This is a genomic window from Mycolicibacterium rutilum (assembly GCF_900108565.1).
GTDB lineage: Bacteria > Actinomycetota > Actinomycetes > Mycobacteriales > Mycobacteriaceae > Mycobacterium > Mycobacterium rutilum.
The window spans coordinates 2,203,712-2,220,817 of record NZ_LT629971.1 but is presented as its reverse complement, the minus strand read 5'-3'; the positions used below and the strand labels follow the sequence as shown (position 1 = coordinate 2,220,817).

Below are 17,106 nucleotides of genomic sequence, written 5' to 3'. Positions count from 1 at the left end.
ATCAAAGCACCGTCAACGGCAGCGACTTGCGGTCCTCGAACAGCCACGTCGCTCCGCCGCTGACCTTCACCACCGAAACCTCGGGCAATTCCTTGGCTTCCGTGTCGGTTTCGACAATGCGCGCGGTCCAGTCCTCGGCGGTGCCGGTCACCTCCACGTCGAGCCGGCTGTCGATCGCACGGACGGCCGCTTGTAGCGGGCGCACCTCGTCGGGGGTCACCAGCGACAGCCAGGCGCCGTCCTCGTGCGCCGCCGAGCGCTGCACGTGCACGACGTCCGGGCCGAACTCCGCCTCCACGTAGGCCGCTGGGTTGAGCATCGGGTGCAGCTCGAGAGTCCGAACGGCGCCCTCGATACCGGCGGGCAGCTTCAGCGCGCGATGGATCCGCTCGGCGGCTATTCCGGCCACTCCGATCAGTTGCTTGGTGCAGATCTCGGTGGCCAGTTCGGTGTTCGTGCCCGCGCGCTTGCCCACCGCGATCATGAAGGACAGGTTCAGCAGGTGCATCTGTAGGCAGACCTCGTCGGCCATCCGCACCAGCGCCGAGTGCGAGAACGCTGCGAAGTCGAAATCCGACAGCAGGGCACCGGAGTAGTCCGACTCACCCTCGTCGCTGGGATCGATGGCCTCGAGTTCGGTTCTGGCGGCGCGGGACCGGCCCACCACCTCCAGCACCGGATGATCCTCCACCTCCGGATGGGAATCATCGATGATCACCGTCCACGCACAGTGCGGATGGCGATCGGCCGGGGTCCGTGGCGGCCGGTGGATCGGGCGGATCTGCGCGCGGCGGTTGGTGGCCACCGCGGTCGCGTCGAACGTCGGGTCCTCGATGTCATGGCACATGCCCCGCACGTACTCTTCGCCCATCGGCTCGACGTCGAGCAGTGCGCCGCAGTGATCCAGATGGAACTCGCCGTGCCACCGGTCGTGCACGGTGTAGCGGAAGTCCATGAACTGCGGCGGGGCGCCGATGTCGAGCTGCAGGCCCTTGAAGATCGTGATGATGTCGACGCCCTCGTACTTCAGCGCCTTCTGCATCCGCCTGGTGTAGATCGGGCTGGCGCCCATCCACTCTTCGATCGCGACCTGCAGCATCTCTTCACGGCCGAAATTGCTGATGATCCAGGCCATTCCGGACCGGTCGATGAGCTGACCGATCAGCAGCAGCTCGGGCACCAGGACCGCGAGCTGGTCTCGGGACAGGGACGCGTACCTACTCGTCATGGACGGTTCCGCCCGAATGCATCTTCACCGCGGCGTTGACGTTCGCCTTCTTGTCCTCACCCTGGCCCTTCGCCGCCGCCTTTTTGCGGTTCTTGATGACCTTGCTGACCGCCCCGTCCAGCTTCGAGCCCAGCGGGAATCCGAGGTAGTGGGTCAAGAAGATCGCCATCTCCTTGAGCTCGTCCTCGGTCATCTCACCGTTGGCCAGCGCCGCGTTGGCCTGGATCTCGGCGAGGTCGGAGTTGCCGACGGCCGTCACGGCGGTGAGCGTCATGATCCGCTTGTCCCGCATCGACAAACCCGGACGCGCCCAGATCGTCCCGAAGAGGTGGTCGACGGTCAGGTCGAAATACGGGTCGCCCTCGATGTTCGGCATTTCCCAGCCGTAGACCTCGTTCATCTTCTCGAGGCCCCTGCGGCGCAGCTCGTCCATCGTCACTCCTTCGTGTGCGGCACGCCGAGCCCGGCGGCCAGGTTCTGCAGCGCGATCTCGGCCAGCGGCAGTTCGGTTCCGGTGGCCTTGCCCAGCGCGAGCGCCAGGCTGAGGTCCTTCTCCGCCAGTCCGCGCGTGTGCGTGAACATGTCGTAGAGCCAGTGGTCCGGCGTGAGGTCGTTCATGTTGTCGCGCAGGATGATTGCGCCCGGCCCACCGCTCTGCGCATCGCTGTGTCGGACCACCCGGCCCAGCTTCTGCAGGTCGATCCCGGCGGCCTCGGCCAGCCGCATCGCCTCGCAGGACGCCGCGAACCCGATGAAGGTCAACATGTTGCGGGCCAGCTTCATCCTGGTCCCGGCGCCCGGCTCGCCCGCCCGGACCACCAGCGACGCCCACTTCTTGAAGACCGGCTTCACCTGGGCGAAGGCTTCGTCGTCGGCGCCGACCATCACGGCGAGCTCACCCTTGTCCGCTGCCCCCGCACCGCCGCTGACCGGAGCGTCGACAACGTGAATCCCTCTGTCCCGCAGTTGCTCAGCCAATTCCGCTGCGGTGTCGGGCTCGATCGTGGAGTGGATCGCGATGACGGTCCCCGGCGCGGCGTGCTCACCGAGCTCGCCGACCACCTCGCGGACCTGCGCGTCGTTGAGCACCGTGACGCTGATGATGTCGGCCTTGGCGACGTCGGCGACGCTGTCGGCCAGGCTGGCACCCAGTTCGACCAGTGGGGTCATCGCCTCGGTGCGCACATCGAACACGACCAGCCCGCCCGGCCAGTCGACGAGGCGCTTGGCCATCGGCGCGCCCTGGTTGCCCAGGCCGATGTACCCCAGCCGCGGCTCCGTCATCGGATGATCTGTCCGCCGTCGACGTTGAAGATCTGCCCGGTGATCCACTTGGCCTGGTCGGACAGCAGGAACAGGCACATCCCGACCAGGTCCTCCGGTTGGCCCATGCGCGACAACGGAATTCCCTTCACGATGTCGGCGACCATCTCCTGCGGCGTGGTGGTGCGGTTGGCCTCGGTGTCGATCGGACCCGGCGCGATCGCGTTGACCCGGATGTTCTGGCCACCCAGTTCGGTCGCCAGCTGCTGGGTCAGCCCGTTGATGCCGACCTTGGCCAGCCCGTAGAAGTTCGAGTACAGCCACGCCGCGGTCGAGGACTGGTTGACGATCGCCCCGCCCCCGCGCTTGGCCATCTTCTTGTACACCGCCCTGGTGCACACCAGCGCGCCGTCCATGTTCACGCTCATGAACTTCTTGTAGTAGTCCCAGTCGACGGTGATCAGGAAGTCCAGCTTCATGCCGCCGAAGATCGCGGCGTTGTTCACCAGGTAGTCGATGCCGCCGAACTCCGACAGTGTCTGTGCGGCCATCTCTTTGGCCGAATCCGGGTCCGAGACGTCGACCCGCACCGCGAGCGCGTTGCCACCCTCGCCCTTGATGCCGTCGGCGACCTTCTGGGCGCCCTCGGTGTTGATGTCAGCCACCACCACCGCCGCGCCTTCCCGCGCCAGCGCCTCGGCGTAGGCCTGGCCGATGCCTCCGCCGGCGCCGGTAACGATCGCCACCTTGTCGTCGAACTGCCCCATGTCTATCCCTTCCTTCTGCCGAATGGCCACTTAATGCGCGACTTCAGTGAATAGGTGTGCCATAACGGGCCATTCGGCGCGGTCAGACCGCCGTCGCGATCGCCTTGATCTCCAGGTATTCCTCAAAACCGGCCAGCCCCATCTCGCGGCCCAGGCCGGACTGCTTGTATCCACCGAACGGCATGTCGGCCGAGTACCAGACGCCGCCGTTGATGTTGACCGTGCCGACGCGCATCCGCGCCGCCGTCCGGTTCGCGCGCTCCTCGTCACCGGAGAACACCGTGCCCGACAGGCCGTAGGGCGAGTCGTTGGCGATCCGCACCGCGTCGTCGTCGCCGTCGTGGGCGATCACCGTCAGGACCGGCCCGAAGATCTCCTCGCGCGACACCTTCGCGGAGTTGTCCAGGCCGGCGATCACCGTGGGCTCGATGAAGAACCCGGTGTCGCGGTCCGCCGGGCGACCACCACCGGCGGCGAACCTGCCACCCTCGGCAGTCGCCGAATCCAGGTAGCCCTGCACCCGGTCGCGCTGCCGTGCGGAAATCAATGGGCCGCAGATGGTTCCGGCGTCCTGCGGGTCGCCGGGCTTGAGTCCGGCCATGGTCGCCGCGGCCGCCTCGACAGCCTCGTCGTAGCGGGTCTTCGGCACCACCAGCCGGGTCGTGATGGCGCAGCCCTGTCCGGCGTGCATCGACGCGGTGAACGCCGCCATCGAGCAGGCACCGGCCAGGTCGGCGTCGTCGAGCACCAGGAACGCCGACTTGCCGCCGAGTTCGAGGAACACCTTCTTGATCGTCGCGGCGCCGTCGGCCATCACCGCGCGGCCCGTCGCCGTCGACCCGGTGAACGAAACCATGTCCACGCGCGGGTCTTTCGACAGCAGCGCGCCGACCCCGTGGTCGCTGGAGGTGACGATGTTGACGACGCCGGGCGGGATGTCGGTGTGCTCGGCGATCAGCTCACCGACCGCGGCCGCACACCACGGGGTGTCGGGTGCGGGCTTGAGCACGACGGTGTTGCCGGCCGCCAGCGCCGGACCGATCTTGGCCAGGTTGATCTGGTGCGGGAAGTTCCACGGCGTGATGGCGCCGACGACGCCGACGGCCTCGCGGGCGATCCGGCGGCGGGTCTTGATGCCCATCGGCGACGCGACACCCAGATCGGTCACCCACTCGTAGGACTCCGCGGTGTCGGCGCAGAAGCTCAGGTCGTCGACCGGGCCTTCGAGCTGCGCCGCCGAAGTGAGCATCCGGGGCGCACCGACCTCGGCGATGGTGATCTCGCGCAGCTCTTCGATGTGTTCCTTCAGCACCGCCTGCAGCTGGCGCAGGCAGCGCACCCGCAACTCGGTGTTGGTCGACCAGTCGGTGTCGTCGAACGCCCGCCGGGCGGCCTCGATCGCGCGGCCCATGTCCTCGGCGGTGGCGTCGGCCGCGACACCCAGCACCTCTTCAGTGGCCGGGTTGACGGTGTTGAACGTGCCACCACTGCCCGCGACGAGTTTGCCGTCGATGAGCAACTGACTCTCGCGATTGGGCAGCACTGCCATCCCGTCTCCGTTTCGCCACTACTGGACACTTGTCCGGATTGGTTTGCACCGAACCTTAGACCCCTGGCCTGCCCACTGGCAAGCACCGGGCCGCCAAGTGCGCACTTGCGACGCGCGCGGCCGGTCGTCTAACTTGGACATGTGTCCAGCGAGCGCGTGGTTGCGGTCACAGGCTCGTCGCCTGTCGCCGGGGAGACGCCGCGCAACCGGCGCCAGGAGGAGACGTTCCGCAAGGTGCTCACCGCCGGCGTCGAGATGCTGCGCGAATCGTCCTATGCGGATCTGACGGTGCGCGCGGTCGCCGCGCGGGCCAAGGTTGCCCCCGCGACGGCCTACACCTACTTCTCGTCGAAGAACCACCTGATCGCCGAGGTGTACCTCGACCTGATGCGGCAGGTGCCGTACTTCACCGACGTCAACGAGACCCGGCTGACGCGGGTCGAGAAGACGCTGCGCGCGATGGCGCTGATGGTCGCCGACGAACCCGAGGTCGCCGCGGCGTGCACCACAGCATTGCTCAGCGGCACCGACGGCGCGGTGCGCGCGGTGCGCGACCGCATCGGCGCCGAGATCCACCGCCGGATCCGCTCGGCCATGGGCCCGGACGCCGATCCGCGGGCGCTGGCGGCGCTGGAGATGACGTTCTTCGGCGCGCTGGTCAACGCGGGCAGCGGCGTGTTCACCTACCACCAGATCGCCGACCGACTCAGCTACGTCGTCGGCCTCATCTTGGGAGATGACCAGTGACCATCAGCGAAATCGTGCTCGACCCATACGATTACGACTTCCACGAGGACCCGTACCCCTATTACAAGCGGTTGCGTGACGAGGCGCCGCTGTACCGCAACGACGAGCTCGGCTTCTGGGCGTTGTCGCGCCACCAGGACGTCCTGCAGGGCTTCCGCAACAGCACCACGCTGTCCAACAAGTTCGGGGTGTCGCTGGATCCGGCGTCGCGCGGCCCGCACGCGTCGAAGACGATGTCCTTCCTCGCGATGGACGACCCCGACCACCTCCGGCTGCGCACACTGGTGTCGAAGGGGTTCACCCCGCGGCGCATCCGCGAACTCGAACCGCGGGTCACCGAGATCGCCGTCCAGCACCTCGACGTCCTGCTCGACAAGGCACGCTCGAACGAAACCGTCGACTACGTCGACGAATTCGCCGGCAAGCTGCCGATGGACGTCATCTCGGAACTGATGGGCGTGCCGGAGGTGGACCGTGTGCAGGTGCGCGCCTGGGCCGACGGCGTCATGCACCGCGACGAGGGAGTCACCGACGTGCCACCGGCGGCCGTCGAGGCGTCGATCAACCTGATCGTCTACTACCAGGGCATGGTCGCCGAGCGCCGCAAGACCCCCACCGACGACCTGACCACCGCACTGCTGGAAGCCGAGATCGACGGCGACCGGCTGACCGACGACGAGATCCTCGGGTTCATGTTCCTGATGGTCATCGCCGGCAACGAGACGACCACCAAACTGCTTGCCAACGCGGCATTCTGGGGGCACAAGAACCCCGACCAACTCACCGGCGTGTACTCCGGCCTGGAGCGGGTGCCGCTGTGGGTCGAGGAGACGTTGCGCTACGACACCTCCAGCCAGATCCTCGCGCGCACCGTCGCCGGCGAGCTGACGCTGTATGACACCACGATCCCCGACGGGGACGTTCTGTTGTTGCTGCCCGGATCGGCGCACCGCGACGAGCGGGTGTTCGAGGACCCGGACCGGTTCGTCATCGGCCGCGAGATCGGGTCCAAGCTCATGAGTTTCGGCAGCGGAGCCCACTTCTGCCTCGGTGCGCATCTCGCACGCATGGAGGCCAGGGTGGCGCTGACCGAGTTGTTCAGGCGAATCCGCGGATACGAGGTCGACGAGGCCAACGCCGTCCGCGTCCACTCGAGCAATGTCCGCGGATTCGCTCATCTTCCTATGACAGTTGAGGTCTCGTAATGCCCCGCTTTGACCCCCTGCCCGAACGCCGACCCGTCATCGTCGCCGGCGCCTCCTCCGGCATCGGAGAAGCGACGGCCCTCGAGATGGCTGCCCGCGGCTTCCCGGTCGCACTCGGCGCGCGACGCGTCGAGAAGCTCGAAGACCTCGTCGGCAAGATCAACGCCGACGGCGGCGAGGCGGTCGGTTTCCATCTCGACGTTACCGACCCCAACTCGGTGAAAACGTTTGTCGCCCAATCGGTCGAGGCGCTCGGCGAGATCGAGGTGCTGGTGGCCGGCGCCGGCGACACCTACTTCGGCAAGCTGGCCGAGATCACCACCGACGAGTTCGAGTCGCAGCTGCAGATCCACCTGGTCGGCGCCAACCGGCTCGCGGCCGCGGTGCTGCCCGGCATGCTCGAGCGCCGGCGCGGCGACCTGATCTTCGTGGGCTCCGACGTCGCACTGCGCCAGCGCCCGCACATGGGCGCCTACGGTGCGGCCAAGGCGGCGTTGTTGGCGATGGTGCACAACTTCCAGATGGAGCTCGAAGGCACCGGTGTGCGCGCCTCGATCGTGCACCCGGGACCCACCAAGACCAGCATGGGTTGGAGCCTGCCCGCCGAGAAAATCGGTCCTGCTCTGGAGGATTGGGCGAAGTGGGGTCAGGCTCGGCACGACTACTTCCTGCGGGCGTCTGACCTCGCTCGCGCGATCACGTTCGTCGCGGAGACGCCGCGCGGCGGGTTTATCGCCAACATGGAGCTGCAGCCCGAAGCGCCGCTGGCCGAGGTGAAAGACCGACAGAAACTTGCGCTTGGTGAGGAGGGAATGCCGACATGACGACCGCAATCGTGCCCCGGGTGTCCGGTGGTGAAGAGGAACACGGTCACCTCGAGGAGTTCCGCACCGACCCGATCGGGCTGATGAAGCGGGTCCGCGAGGAATGCGGAGACGTCGGCTGGTTCCAGCTGGTCGACAAGCACGTAATCCTGCTGTCGGGGGCGGAGGCCAACGAGTTCTTCTTCCGTTCCACCGACAGTGAGCTCAACCAGGCCGAGGCCTACCCGTTCATGACGCCGATCTTCGGCGAGGGCGTGGTGTTCGACGCGGATCCCGAACGCCGGGCCGAGATGCTGCACAACACCGCACTGCGCGGTGAGCAGATGAAGGGTCACGCCGCGACCATCGAGAACGAGGTCAGGAAGATGATCGCCGGGTGGGGACCCCACGGCGAGATCGAACTGCTCGACTTCTTCTCCGAGCTGACAATCTACACCTCGACCGCCTGCCTGATCGGGTTGAAGTTCCGCGAACAGCTCGACAGCCGGTTCGCCCACTACTACCACCAGCTCGAGCGCGGCACCGATCCGCTGTGCTACGTCGACCCCTACCTGGACATCGAGAGCTTCCGCATCCGCGACGAGTCGCGGGTGAAACTCGTTGCGCTGGTGCAGGACATCATGGACGGCCGGGTGGCGTCTCCGCCGGCCAGCAAGGCCGACCGCGACCTGCTCGACGTGCTCGTCTCCATCAAGGACGACGAGGGCAATCCGCGCTTCTCGGCCAACGAGGTGACCGGCATGTTCATCTCGCTGATGTTCGCCGGCCACCACACCAGCTCGGGCACCTCGGCGTGGACGCTGATCGAATTGATCCGCCACGCCGACACCTACGCCCAGGTGCAGCAGGAGCTCGACGACCTCTACGCCGACGGCCAGGAGGTGAGTTTCCATGCGCTGCGCCAGATCCCGAAGCTCGACAACGTCGTCAAGGAGACGCTGCGGTTGCATCCGCCGCTCATCATCCTGATGCGCGTGGCGCAGGACGAGTTCGAGGTGAAGGGTCTGCCGATCCACAAGGGTGACTTCGTCGCCGCGTCACCGGCGATCTCCAACCGGATCGCCGAGGACTTCCCGGACCCCGACGCGTTCAACCCCGACCGCTATAACAAGCCCGAACAGGCCGACATCGCCAACCGGTGGACCTGGATCCCGTTCGGCGCGGGCAAGCACCGCTGTGTCGGCGCCGCGTTCGCGCAGATGCAGATCAAGGCGATCTTCTCGGTCCTGTTGCGCGAGTACGAGTTCGAGATGGCGCAGCCCGCCGAGAGCTACCGCAACGACCATTCGAAGATGGTCGTTCAGCTGGCCCAGCCGGCGAAGGTGCGCTACCGCAGGCGCGTGAAGTAGGGCATCGCAATGGGCTGTTACCGAGTCGAACTCGACGAGGACCTGTGCCAGGGCCACGCGATGTGCGAGCTGGAGGCGCCGGATGTCTTCCGGGTACCCAAACGCGGCGTCGTCGAGATCGTCGACGCCGAACCACCTGATGAACTACGCGACGCCGTCGAGATGGCCGTCGAAATGTGTCCCACCCGAGCTCTATCCATCACAGAAAAGGACTGACAATGGCGTCACGTGAACAACTCGAGGACTGGGTCGAGCGCTGGCTGCAGGCCAACAAGGAGTCCGAGACAGCAGGCGACTGGCGAAACCTCGCGGAGTTCTACGCCGAGGACGCGACCTATGGCTGGAACATCGGCCCCAAGGAAGACGTCATGTGCGTCAACAAGACCGAGATCCGCGACATCGCCCTGGGCCTGGAGATGGAGGGCCTGGAGAACTGGGTCTACGAGTACCAGAAGGTGCTCATCGACGAGAAGCAGAACGAGATCGTCGGTTTCTGGAAGCAGGTCGCGAACAAGGGCGACGGCACCCGCGCGGAGATCTACGGCATCGGCGGCAGCTGGTTCCGGCTCAACGATCAACTGCTCATCGAATGGCAGCGCGACTTCTTCGACTTCGGCCACGTGGCCAAGGGGTACGCGAAGCTGATCGAGTCGGGCGATCTGACCCCCGCCATGCAGAAGCGCATCGAACGCTCACTGTCCGGGGAGAAACTGCCCGGGTACTACCCGCTCGGGCAGGCTCCGGCACCCATCTGGTGACCCGGCCAAGCAGTTGATTGGGGGTGGGTGTGACGGAAGCAACTACGGCCTCTAGTCTGTGGTCACCGGAACCAACGGAAGGCACGTTCGCATGAAGACAAAAGGCGCCCTGATCTGGGAGTTCAACCAGCCGTGGTCGATCGAGGAGATCGAGATCGGCGACCCGGTCAAGGACGAGGTCAAGATCCAGATGGAAGCGTCCGGGATGTGCCACTCGGACCACCACCTGGTCACCGGCGACATTCCGATGGCCGGCTTCCCCGTGCTCGGCGGCCACGAGGGCGCCGGCATCGTCACCGAGGTCGGCCCGGGCGTCGAGCACATCGCCCCCGGCGACCACGTCGTGCTGTCGTTCATCCCGTCCTGCGGTGAATGTCCCGCGTGCCAGGAAGGACTGCGCAACCTCTGCGACCTCGGCGCGGGCCTGCTGGCCGGCACCGCGGTGTCGGACGGCACCCACCGGATCCACTCCGTGAAGAACGGCCAGCCGGTCATCCCGATGACCCTGCTCGGCACGTTCAGCCCGTACATGGTCGTGCACAAGAGCTCGGTGGTGAAGATCGACCCGTCGATCCCGTTCGAGGTGGCCTGCCTGGTCGGCTGCGGCGTCACCACCGGCTACGGCTCGGCCGTCCGCAGCGGCGACGTCCGCCCGGGCGATGACGTGGTCATCGTCGGTGTCGGCGGCGTGGGCACCGGCGCCCTGCAGGGCGCGGTGGCCGCCGGCGCGCGCAACATTTTCGTGGTCGATCCCGTTGACTTCAAGCGTGATTCGGCGCTGAAGTTCGGTGCGACGCACGCCTACCCCGACATCTACGCCGCGATGGCCGGAGTCGCCGAGGTCACCCAGGGCCGGATGGCGCAGAAGACGATCGTCACCGTCGGTGAGCTCAAGGGCGAGGACATCGACGACTACATGAACATCACCGCCAAGGGCGGCACCGTGGTCGCCACCGCCGTCGCCAACATGGCGAGCAACGACGTCAAGCTGAACCTGTCGATGCTCACCCTGCTGCAGAAGCGGTTGCAGGGCACCATCTTCGGCGGCGGCAACCCGCACCACGACATCCCGCAGCTGCTGTCGATGTACAAGGCGGGCCGGCTCAACCTCGACGACATGGTCACCCGGCAGTACAAGCTCGAGCAGATCAACGAGGGCTACCAGGATATGCTCGAGGGCCGCAACATCCGCGGCGTCATCCGCTACACCGACGAGGATCGCTGAGTCGGCGTGGCTGACACGGCGCAGCTGAGCCCGGTGGTCGCAGCGTCACAGAACTCGTGGCGCTGCGTCCAGACCGGTGACCGCGACGGCTGGCTGGCGTTGATGGCCGACGACATCGTCATCGAGGACCCGATCGGGCAGGCCGTCACCAATCCGGACGGCACCGGGGTCCGCGGCAAGGACGCCGTTGCGGCGTTCTACGACACCAACATCGGGCCCAACCAGCTGCGCGTCACCTGCGAGGAGACGTTCCCGTCCAGCAGCCCGAACGAGATCGCCTACATCCTGGTCCTGCAGACCACCTTCCCGAACGGCTTCGTCGCCACGGTCCGCGGGGTGTTCACCTACAAGACCAACGACGCCGGCCTGATCACCAACCTGCGTGGCTACTGGAACATGGACGCGATGCAGTTCGGTCAGGCGGAGGATGCCCAGTAGCTTGACCGGCCGCGGCGCGGTTGTCGTCGGCGGGTCGCGCGGCGTCGGGCTGGCGGTGGCCCGGCTGCTCGCCGAACAGGGCGCCGGTGTCGTCCTCAACGGCCGCGACGCCGACGCGGTATCCGCAGCGGCACAAGGAATTTCGGCCGCCGTCGGCGTGCCCGGCTCACCGGCCGACCCCCGGACCGCCGACGAACTGATCGACACCTGTGTGCGGGAGTTCGGCCGGATCGACATCCTGATCAACTGCGCGGGTACCGCCGAGCCCGCCGGCTCATCGATCCTCAACGTCACCTCGGCGCAGTTCCGCGACCTGCTCGACGCGCATCTGGGCACGGTGTTCGAGACCTGCCGCGCGGCAGCGCCGAAAATGGTGGCCCAAGGCGGCGGCGCCATCGTCAACACCAGCTCGTTCGCATTCCTCGGGGACTACGGCGGCACCGGCTACCCGGCAGGCAAGGGCGGTGTCAACGGGCTGACCCTGGCGATCGCTGCCGAGCTCAAGGCGCACGGTGTCCGCGCGAACGTGGTGTGCCCGGGCGCGCGCACCCGGCTGTCCACCGGCGCGGACTACGAGGCCCACATCGCCGACCTGCACCGGCGCGGACTGCTCGACGACGTCAGCATGCAGGGCGCACTCGACGCCGCACCGCCGGAGTACGTCGCGCCGACCTACGCGTACCTCGTCAGCGACCTTGCCAAGGACGTCACCGGACAGATCCTCATCGCGGCCGGCGGGTTCGTCGGGCGCTTCGACCGGCCCACCCCGGCGCTGCTGGCCTACCGCGATCATCACGACAGTCCGCCGTGGACGGTCGCTGAGCTGCACGCCAAGATCAGCGGCTGACACCGCCCGGCAAACCGTTGAGACGCATCTCTCACCGATGTGCACTCGAACATGCGCAGACATCGTCGATGTCAGCTAATACACTCGGCGGATGGCCGCGAGCGCGGATGCCAGGTCGCCCGCCGAGCGGGCTGCGGCCGAAGCGTTCGTCTACGTGATGCGCCGCTATCAGGTCCGGACCCAGCAGATCGCCTTCGAGATCTGGGTGCCGCCGAGCCGGTCGGCGGCACCGGGCCGGGACGTGCGCCGCTATCGGGTCGCGCCACCGTTCTGGGCGCTGACCCTCGACCCAGAAGCTCTGACGGGATACGCCGTCAACACCCGCGCCGAGCTGATCCGCTACTCGCACAACGACTTCCAGGAGAGCGCCGAGTACGGGCCGGGCTGCCGCGAACTGCTGGCCACGGCGACCGGCACCAACCCCGCGTACCTCTGTGAACCGCTCACGGACGCCGAGGCCGCGACCGCGGTCACCGACTACCTCGTCGACGCCGCGGCGTCCCAGGCCGAGGGCTCCGGCCCCCTGGTGCTCGGGGAGTTCGCGTCGACACCCCAGCGCGCCGACGGGCCCGCCGCCCTGGAATGCTCGAACCCATGGCGACCGTCTTCACCAAAATCATCAACGGAGAGCTCCCCGGCCGGTTCGTCTACGAGGACGACGACGTCGTCGCCTTCCTGACGATCGCGCCGATCACCCAGGGCCACACGCTCGTCGTTCCGCGCGCCGAGATCGACAATTGGCAGGACATCGAGCCTGCGGTCTTCGGCCGGGTCATGGAGGTGTCGCAGCTGATCGGCAAGGCCGTGGTCAAGGCGTTCCCGGCCGAACGCGCCGGCGTGATCATCGCCGGGCTCGAGGTGCCGCATCTGCACGTGCATGTCTTCCCGACCAGCGACCTCGCGGACTTCGGCTTCGCCAACGCCGACCCGAACCCGTCGCAGGAATCGCTCGACGAGGCGCAGGCCAAGATCAAGGACGCGCTGGCTCAGCTGACCTGAGCGGCGACCTCGGTCGCCGACAGATCGGCGATGCGGGGCAGACTGACCGTGAACGTGCAGCCACGCCCCGGTGCCGTCGTCACCTTGACCGTGCCGCCGTGTGCGTACACCAGCGAATCGACGATCGACAGGCCCAGGCCGGTCCCGCCGCTGGCGCGCGCCCGCGACGAGTCGGCGCGGTAGAACCGCTCGAACACCCGCTGCGCGTCCTCGGCCGTCATGCCGGGACCCTCGTCGCACACCTCGAGCACGGCGCGCTGCCCGGCGGTGCCCACCCGCACCGTCACGCCCGCGGTCTCCGGGGTGTGCTGCAGCGCGTTGGCCATCAGGTTGCCGAGCACCTGACGCAGCCGGGCCTCGTCGCCCAGCACCTCGGGGGTGCCGGGGCCGTCGAGCACCTCCAACGAGATGTCCCGGTTCGGCGCGATCGACCGCGCATCGTGCACCGCGTCGGTGGCCAGCGTCAACAGATCCACGCGGCGGCGTTCCAGCGGCCGCTGCGCGTCCAGGCGGGCGAGCAGCAGCAGGTCCTCGACGAGCAGGCCCATCCGGCTGGACTCGCTCTCGATGCGGCTCATCAACATCTCGACGTCACGGGCCGCGCCCTGCCGGTACAGCTCGGCGAAGCCGCGGATGGTCGTCAGCGGGGTGCGCAGCTCGTGGCTGGCGTCGGTGATGAACCGTCGCATCCGCTCCTCGGAACTGCGGGCCGCCTCGGCCGAGGACTCCGACGCGGCCATCGCGGTCTGGATCTGAGCCAGCATCCCGTTGAGCGCCAACGACAGTCGGCCCACCTCGGTGCGCGGGTCACGCTGCGGGACGCGGCGGTCCAACTCGCCGGCGGCGATCGCGGCCGCGGTCTGCTCGACTTCGACGAGCGGGCGCAGGCTGCGGTGCACGACGGCGTAGCCGGCGACGCCGAGTACCAGCAGCACCGCGAGGCCGATACCGACCTGCGCGTAGGTCAGTTCGCGCACGGTGGTCTGCACGTCGGACAGGTCGATCGCGACGGTCATCAACTCGCCGCCGGGCCCGCGCACGGTCATCGCGCGCCATTCCACGCCCGAGGCGTCGGTGGATCCGATGGTGACCGGGACCGGGCCGACATCGTTGTCGTCGGGCAGGTCGGGTTCGGCGTCGCGGTCGTTGACGGCCATCCACATGCGCCCGTCGGGACCGACCCCGCGCACGTAGAAGTTCGACGGCGGCCGGGTCGGGTTCGGTCCCTCGATCTGCGGGGCAGGCGCGCCCTGCGGGGCTTGGGCGGCCCAGCCGCGCGACGCGTCGAGCAGCTCCTGGTCGACGCGGTTGCTCAAGGTGTGGCGCAGGATCGAGGTGACCGCGATGCCGGAGGCCAACAGGCCGCACGCCACCAGCACGAGGGTGGCCGCGACCAGGGAGACGCGCAACGGCACGCCGCGTCCACCCACGGTTCTCATCTGCCTATTGTGTGCCGCGCCGGCGGTTCGTCACCGCGGCTCGCGCAACACGTAGCCGACGCCGCGCAGCGTGTGCAGCAGGCGCTTCTCGCCGGTGTCGATCTTGCGGCGCAGGTACGACACGTAGGACTCGACGACGTTGACATCACCGCCGAAGTCGTAGCGCCAGACGTGGTCGAGGATCTTCGGCTTCGACAGCACCGTGCCTGCGTTGATGATGAAGTACCGCAGCAGTGTGAACTCGGTGGGCGACAACGACACCGGTTGGCCGGCCTTCCACACTTCGTGGGTGTCCTCGTCGAGTTCGATGTCGGCGAAGGTGAGCCGCGAGTTGCGGGGCTCCTCGACGCCGCGGCCGGTGCGGCGCAGGATCACCCGCAGCCGGGCCACCACTTCCTCGAGGCTGAAGGGCTTGGTGACGTAGTCGTCGCCGCCGAGGGTCAACCCGGCGATCTTGTCCTGCAGGGAGTCGCGGGCGGTCAGGAACAGCGCGGGCGCGTCGATGCCGTCGGCGCGCAGCCGGCGCAGCAACCCGAAGCCGTCCATCCCGGGCATCATCACGTCGAGGATGACGGCGTCGGGACGTACCTCGCGGGCCTTGTCCAGCGCGGCGGGGCCGTTCGATGCGGTGTGCACCTCGAAACCCTGGAATTTGAGGCTGACGGCGAGAAGCTCGACGATGTTGGTCTCGTCGTCGACAACGAGCACCTTGGCTTCGGGGGTGTTCTCGGGTAACGCAGGCATCGCCATTCACCTACTGTCTGCCTTCAGGCTTGTAATGATGCTGCATGATCGCTGTCAACTTCCTGTGAGTTTGGCCTTGTGCGGTCCATAGACTGAGGTGATGAACCTCGGCAAAGCCCTGACCGACATCGCGACCGCACCGGCCCGCGCCGCGCTGGCGGTCGCCGACGCGGGGCTCGCCATGGCCACCGGCGCGGTGGGCATGGCGCAACGCACGCTCGGCGAACAGGCCGGCGACAGCGCCGGATCGGCGTCGTTCGCCCAGATGCTGGGGCTCAACGACGCGGTCGAGCGGGCGAACCGGTTGGCCCGCCTGATGGACGACGACGCGCCGCTCGGGCGCGCGCTGGCGCCCAACGGCCCGCTGGACCGGCTGCTGCGCCCGGGCGGGCTGATCGACCAGCTGACCACCGAGGGCGGGCTGCTGGATCGGATGACGGCCGAGAACGGCGCGGTCGCGCGGGCGGTGGCGCCGGGCGGGCTGGTGGACCAGGTGATGGCCGAGGGCGGGCTGGTCGACCGGATGACGACCGACGACGGCGCGCTGTCGCGGGTGATCGCGCCGGGCGGGCTGGCCGATCAGCTGCTGGCCAACGACGGCCTGGTCGAGCGCGTGCTGCGCGAGGACGGGGTGGCCGACCGGCTGCTGGCCGAGGGTGGGCTGCTGGACACGCTGACCGACCCCGACGGGCCGCTGCTCAAGCTCGCCGATGTGGCGGACACGCTGAACCGGCTGGCGCCGGGGCTGGAGGCGCTGGCGCCGACGATCGACGCGCTGCACGAGGCGGTGATCACGCTCAGCCAGGTGGTCAACCCGCTCAGCAACATCGCCGACCGGATCCCGCTGCCCGGTCGGCGCCCGCGGGCGCGGTCGTCGCGCAGCGTGACCTCGCAGCGGATCATCGACACCGGCGAGTAGCTCAGGCCTCGATGGTCTCCACCGCGGTCGCGATGCTCTCCGGCGGCGGGGGCTGATCCTCGGGCTGCCACTGCTGCAGCAGCAGTACGACGGCGCCGCGCAGCATGCGGATGTAGTCGTCGACGTCGGACTGCTTGTAGGACTCGATGCGGGCCGCGACCTCCGGCGCCAGCGGCTTGACCGCCGTCGCGATGCTCAGCCCCAATCCGCCCTCGGTGCTGGCACTCTTGTCGAGCAGCGTGAGTAGTTGTTCGACCTCGGACCGGGTCAGGCCCGGGTAGATATGCGGGAAGTCGCTGAGCAGATCGTCCTTGACAGTCACGGGCAGCGGAGTTCCCCGAAGCAGCGATCGCATAAACGCGTGGTGCGCCTCGTCAATAGGACTGTCCGGCGGCGTATCGGACTCGGCGGTAGTGGCGCCCGTTGCCGCGATTCCGGGCCTTGTATGTCGGCAGCTGGCTGTCACAGTTCGGACAAACCAGCCTCAGATTCTCGCGGCGATTGTTGGTCGAGTCGCCGTCGATGTGGTCGATGACCAGAGTCAAGGCCGTGCCATTCCATTCGCTCTTCATCTCGCAGATGGCGCAACATCCGCCTTGCTGTTCGAATAGGTAATCCCGAACGAAATTGCCTGAGTATGACGTTCTGCCGCAGGTGCCGGTGTCGAGCCAAAGGTTCAGGAGCATGCGCCGCCGGTGCAACTGCTGACACGCGTTGCTGCAGAACACCCTTTGCCGGCGACCTTCAAACCGTGTGCCGCACCCGCGGCAGGCGACCACCATGATCGGAACGTATCCGCCGGCAC

General features: G+C 67.6%; 21 protein-coding genes. 12 read left to right on the top strand and 9 right to left on the bottom strand.

Going from position 1 to position 17,106, the window contains the following annotated elements:
• Position 1: 1 nt before the first annotated feature.
• The 5 genes from BLW81_RS10825 to BLW81_RS10805 form a co-directional block, all read right to left on the bottom strand.
• Positions 2 to 1,228: a hypothetical protein gene (locus BLW81_RS10825; protein ID WP_083407168.1), complete on the bottom strand. Its 1,227-nt coding sequence runs from the start codon at positions 1,226 to 1,228 to the stop codon at positions 2 to 4.
• Entirely contained in the window at positions 1,218 to 1,661 is a 444-nt protein-coding gene (locus BLW81_RS10820; RefSeq protein ID WP_083407167.1) for a carboxymuconolactone decarboxylase family protein, read from the bottom strand. Before BLW81_RS10820 ends, BLW81_RS10825 begins: the two co-directional genes overlap by 11 nt.
• A gap of 2 nt (positions 1,662 to 1,663) precedes the next feature.
• Positions 1,664 to 2,512 carry an NAD(P)-dependent oxidoreductase gene (locus BLW81_RS10815; protein ID WP_083407166.1) on the bottom strand — a complete coding sequence of 283 codons (849 nt, stop codon included), beginning with the start codon at positions 2,510 to 2,512 and terminating at the stop codon, positions 1,664 to 1,666.
• The gene (locus BLW81_RS10810) at positions 2,509 to 3,258 is read right to left on the bottom strand and encodes an SDR family oxidoreductase (RefSeq protein ID WP_083407165.1); all 750 of its coding nucleotides are present in this window, start codon (positions 3,256 to 3,258) and stop codon (positions 2,509 to 2,511) included. Before BLW81_RS10810 ends, BLW81_RS10815 begins: the two co-directional genes overlap by 4 nt.
• 82 nt (positions 3,259 to 3,340) lie before the next feature.
• Positions 3,341 to 4,807 (bottom strand): aldehyde dehydrogenase, encoded by a 1,467-nt coding sequence (locus tag BLW81_RS10805; RefSeq protein ID WP_083407164.1) that lies wholly within the window; start codon positions 4,805 to 4,807, stop codon positions 3,341 to 3,343.
• Positions 4,808 to 4,948: 141 nt separating this feature from the next.
• Here BLW81_RS10805 and BLW81_RS10800 point away from each other — a divergent pair, with 141 nt between their 5' ends.
• From BLW81_RS10800 to BLW81_RS10750, 11 genes are all read left to right on the top strand, one after another.
• A complete protein-coding gene (locus BLW81_RS10800) occupies positions 4,949 to 5,554 on the top strand; it encodes a TetR/AcrR family transcriptional regulator (protein ID WP_083407163.1) in 606 nt (201 codons plus the stop codon).
• Positions 5,551 to 6,759, top strand: a complete 1,209-nt coding sequence (locus BLW81_RS10795; protein WP_083407162.1) for a cytochrome P450 — start codon at positions 5,551 to 5,553, stop codon at positions 6,757 to 6,759. Before BLW81_RS10800 ends, BLW81_RS10795 begins: the two co-directional genes overlap by 4 nt.
• Entirely contained in the window at positions 6,759 to 7,583 is an 825-nt protein-coding gene (locus tag BLW81_RS10790; RefSeq protein WP_083407161.1) for an SDR family oxidoreductase, read from the top strand. Before BLW81_RS10795 ends, BLW81_RS10790 begins: the two co-directional genes overlap by 1 nt.
• Entirely contained in the window at positions 7,580 to 8,932 is a 1,353-nt protein-coding gene (locus BLW81_RS10785) for a lanosterol 14-alpha demethylase (RefSeq protein ID WP_083407160.1), read from the top strand. Before BLW81_RS10790 ends, BLW81_RS10785 begins: the two co-directional genes overlap by 4 nt.
• A 9-nt stretch (positions 8,933 to 8,941) precedes the next feature.
• Positions 8,942 to 9,148 (top strand): ferredoxin Fdx, encoded by a 207-nt coding sequence (locus BLW81_RS10780; RefSeq protein ID WP_083407159.1) that lies wholly within the window; start codon positions 8,942 to 8,944, stop codon positions 9,146 to 9,148.
• Between the two features lie 2 nt (positions 9,149 to 9,150).
• On the top strand, positions 9,151 to 9,690 hold the full coding sequence (locus tag BLW81_RS10775; protein WP_083407158.1) for a nuclear transport factor 2-like protein: 540 nt from the start codon (positions 9,151 to 9,153) through the stop codon (positions 9,688 to 9,690).
• A gap of 91 nt (positions 9,691 to 9,781) precedes the next feature.
• The gene (locus tag BLW81_RS10770) at positions 9,782 to 10,915 is read left to right on the top strand and encodes an NDMA-dependent alcohol dehydrogenase (RefSeq protein ID WP_083407157.1); all 1,134 of its coding nucleotides are present in this window, start codon (positions 9,782 to 9,784) and stop codon (positions 10,913 to 10,915) included.
• Positions 10,916 to 10,921: 6 nt separating this feature from the next.
• Positions 10,922 to 11,353, top strand: coding sequence for a nuclear transport factor 2 family protein (locus BLW81_RS10765; protein WP_083407156.1), 432 nt, complete (start codon positions 10,922 to 10,924; stop codon positions 11,351 to 11,353).
• On the top strand, positions 11,343 to 12,200 hold the full coding sequence (locus tag BLW81_RS10760; protein ID WP_083407155.1) for an SDR family NAD(P)-dependent oxidoreductase: 858 nt from the start codon (positions 11,343 to 11,345) through the stop codon (positions 12,198 to 12,200). Before BLW81_RS10765 ends, BLW81_RS10760 begins: the two co-directional genes overlap by 11 nt.
• Positions 12,201 to 12,291: 91 nt before the next feature.
• A complete protein-coding gene (locus tag BLW81_RS10755) occupies positions 12,292 to 12,879 on the top strand; it encodes a hypothetical protein (RefSeq protein ID WP_083407154.1) in 588 nt (195 codons plus the stop codon).
• Positions 12,795 to 13,199: an HIT family protein gene (locus BLW81_RS10750; protein ID WP_083407153.1), complete on the top strand. Its 405-nt coding sequence runs from the start codon at positions 12,795 to 12,797 to the stop codon at positions 13,197 to 13,199. The genes BLW81_RS10755 and BLW81_RS10750 overlap by 85 nt, the downstream gene beginning before the upstream one ends.
• On the opposite strand, the gene BLW81_RS10745 is transcribed toward BLW81_RS10750, so the two are convergent.
• Both BLW81_RS10745 and BLW81_RS10740 read right to left on the bottom strand, forming a co-directional pair.
• Positions 13,187 to 14,638: a sensor histidine kinase gene (locus tag BLW81_RS10745; protein WP_083407152.1), complete on the bottom strand. Its 1,452-nt coding sequence runs from the start codon at positions 14,636 to 14,638 to the stop codon at positions 13,187 to 13,189. The genes BLW81_RS10750 and BLW81_RS10745 overlap by 13 nt on opposite strands.
• Before the next feature lie 30 nt (positions 14,639 to 14,668).
• Entirely contained in the window at positions 14,669 to 15,388 is a 720-nt protein-coding gene (locus BLW81_RS10740; protein WP_083407151.1) for a response regulator transcription factor, read from the bottom strand.
• Positions 15,389 to 15,482: 94 nt separating this feature from the next.
• Here BLW81_RS10740 and BLW81_RS10735 point away from each other — a divergent pair, with 94 nt between their 5' ends.
• Positions 15,483 to 16,301 carry a hypothetical protein gene (locus tag BLW81_RS10735; RefSeq protein WP_083407150.1) on the top strand — a complete coding sequence of 273 codons (819 nt, stop codon included), beginning with the start codon at positions 15,483 to 15,485 and terminating at the stop codon, positions 16,299 to 16,301.
• A 1-nt stretch (position 16,302) separates the two neighbouring features.
• Here BLW81_RS10735 and BLW81_RS10730 read toward each other — a convergent pair whose 3' ends face one another.
• Together BLW81_RS10730 and BLW81_RS10725 are read right to left on the bottom strand one after the other, a co-directional pair.
• Positions 16,303 to 16,623, bottom strand: coding sequence for a hypothetical protein (locus BLW81_RS10730; protein WP_083410459.1), 321 nt, complete (start codon positions 16,621 to 16,623; stop codon positions 16,303 to 16,305).
• A 52-nt stretch (positions 16,624 to 16,675) separates the two neighbouring features.
• Positions 16,676 to 17,083, bottom strand: coding sequence for an HNH endonuclease (locus BLW81_RS10725; RefSeq protein WP_083407149.1), 408 nt, complete (start codon positions 17,081 to 17,083; stop codon positions 16,676 to 16,678).
• Between the last annotated feature and the right edge of the window lie 23 nt (positions 17,084 to 17,106).

Bases quoted from the DNA above. Each gene is read 5' to 3' on its own strand.
- BLW81_RS10825 (WP_083407168.1), bottom strand. From the start codon at position 1,228: ATGACGAGTAGGTACGCGTCCCTGTCCCGAGACCAGCTCGCGGTCCTG.
- BLW81_RS10820 (WP_083407167.1), bottom strand. From the start codon at position 1,661: ATGGACGAGCTGCGCCGCAGGGGCCTCGAGAAGATGAACGAGGTCTAC.
- BLW81_RS10815 (WP_083407166.1), bottom strand. From the start codon at position 2,512: ATGACGGAGCCGCGGCTGGGGTACATCGGCCTGGGCAACCAGGGCGCG.
- BLW81_RS10810 (WP_083407165.1), bottom strand. From the start codon at position 3,258: ATGGGGCAGTTCGACGACAAGGTGGCGATCGTTACCGGCGCCGGCGGA.
- BLW81_RS10805 (WP_083407164.1), bottom strand. From the start codon at position 4,807: ATGGCAGTGCTGCCCAATCGCGAGAGTCAGTTGCTCATCGACGGCAAA.
- BLW81_RS10790 (WP_083407161.1), top strand. From the start codon at position 6,759: ATGCCCCGCTTTGACCCCCTGCCCGAACGCCGACCCGTCATCGTCGCC.
- BLW81_RS10785 (WP_083407160.1), top strand. From the start codon at position 7,580: ATGACGACCGCAATCGTGCCCCGGGTGTCCGGTGGTGAAGAGGAACAC.
- BLW81_RS10780 (WP_083407159.1), top strand. From the start codon at position 8,942: ATGGGCTGTTACCGAGTCGAACTCGACGAGGACCTGTGCCAGGGCCAC.
- BLW81_RS10775 (WP_083407158.1), top strand. From the start codon at position 9,151: ATGGCGTCACGTGAACAACTCGAGGACTGGGTCGAGCGCTGGCTGCAG.
- BLW81_RS10770 (WP_083407157.1), top strand. From the start codon at position 9,782: ATGAAGACAAAAGGCGCCCTGATCTGGGAGTTCAACCAGCCGTGGTCG.
- BLW81_RS10760 (WP_083407155.1), top strand. From the start codon at position 11,343: ATGCCCAGTAGCTTGACCGGCCGCGGCGCGGTTGTCGTCGGCGGGTCG.
- BLW81_RS10755 (WP_083407154.1), top strand. From the start codon at position 12,292: ATGGCCGCGAGCGCGGATGCCAGGTCGCCCGCCGAGCGGGCTGCGGCC.
- BLW81_RS10750 (WP_083407153.1), top strand. From the start codon at position 12,795: ATGGCGACCGTCTTCACCAAAATCATCAACGGAGAGCTCCCCGGCCGG.
- BLW81_RS10745 (WP_083407152.1), bottom strand. From the start codon at position 14,638: ATGAGAACCGTGGGTGGACGCGGCGTGCCGTTGCGCGTCTCCCTGGTC.
- BLW81_RS10740 (WP_083407151.1), bottom strand. From the start codon at position 15,388: ATGGCGATGCCTGCGTTACCCGAGAACACCCCCGAAGCCAAGGTGCTC.
- BLW81_RS10735 (WP_083407150.1), top strand. From the start codon at position 15,483: ATGAACCTCGGCAAAGCCCTGACCGACATCGCGACCGCACCGGCCCGC.
- BLW81_RS10725 (WP_083407149.1), bottom strand. From the start codon at position 17,083: ATGGTGGTCGCCTGCCGCGGGTGCGGCACACGGTTTGAAGGTCGCCGG.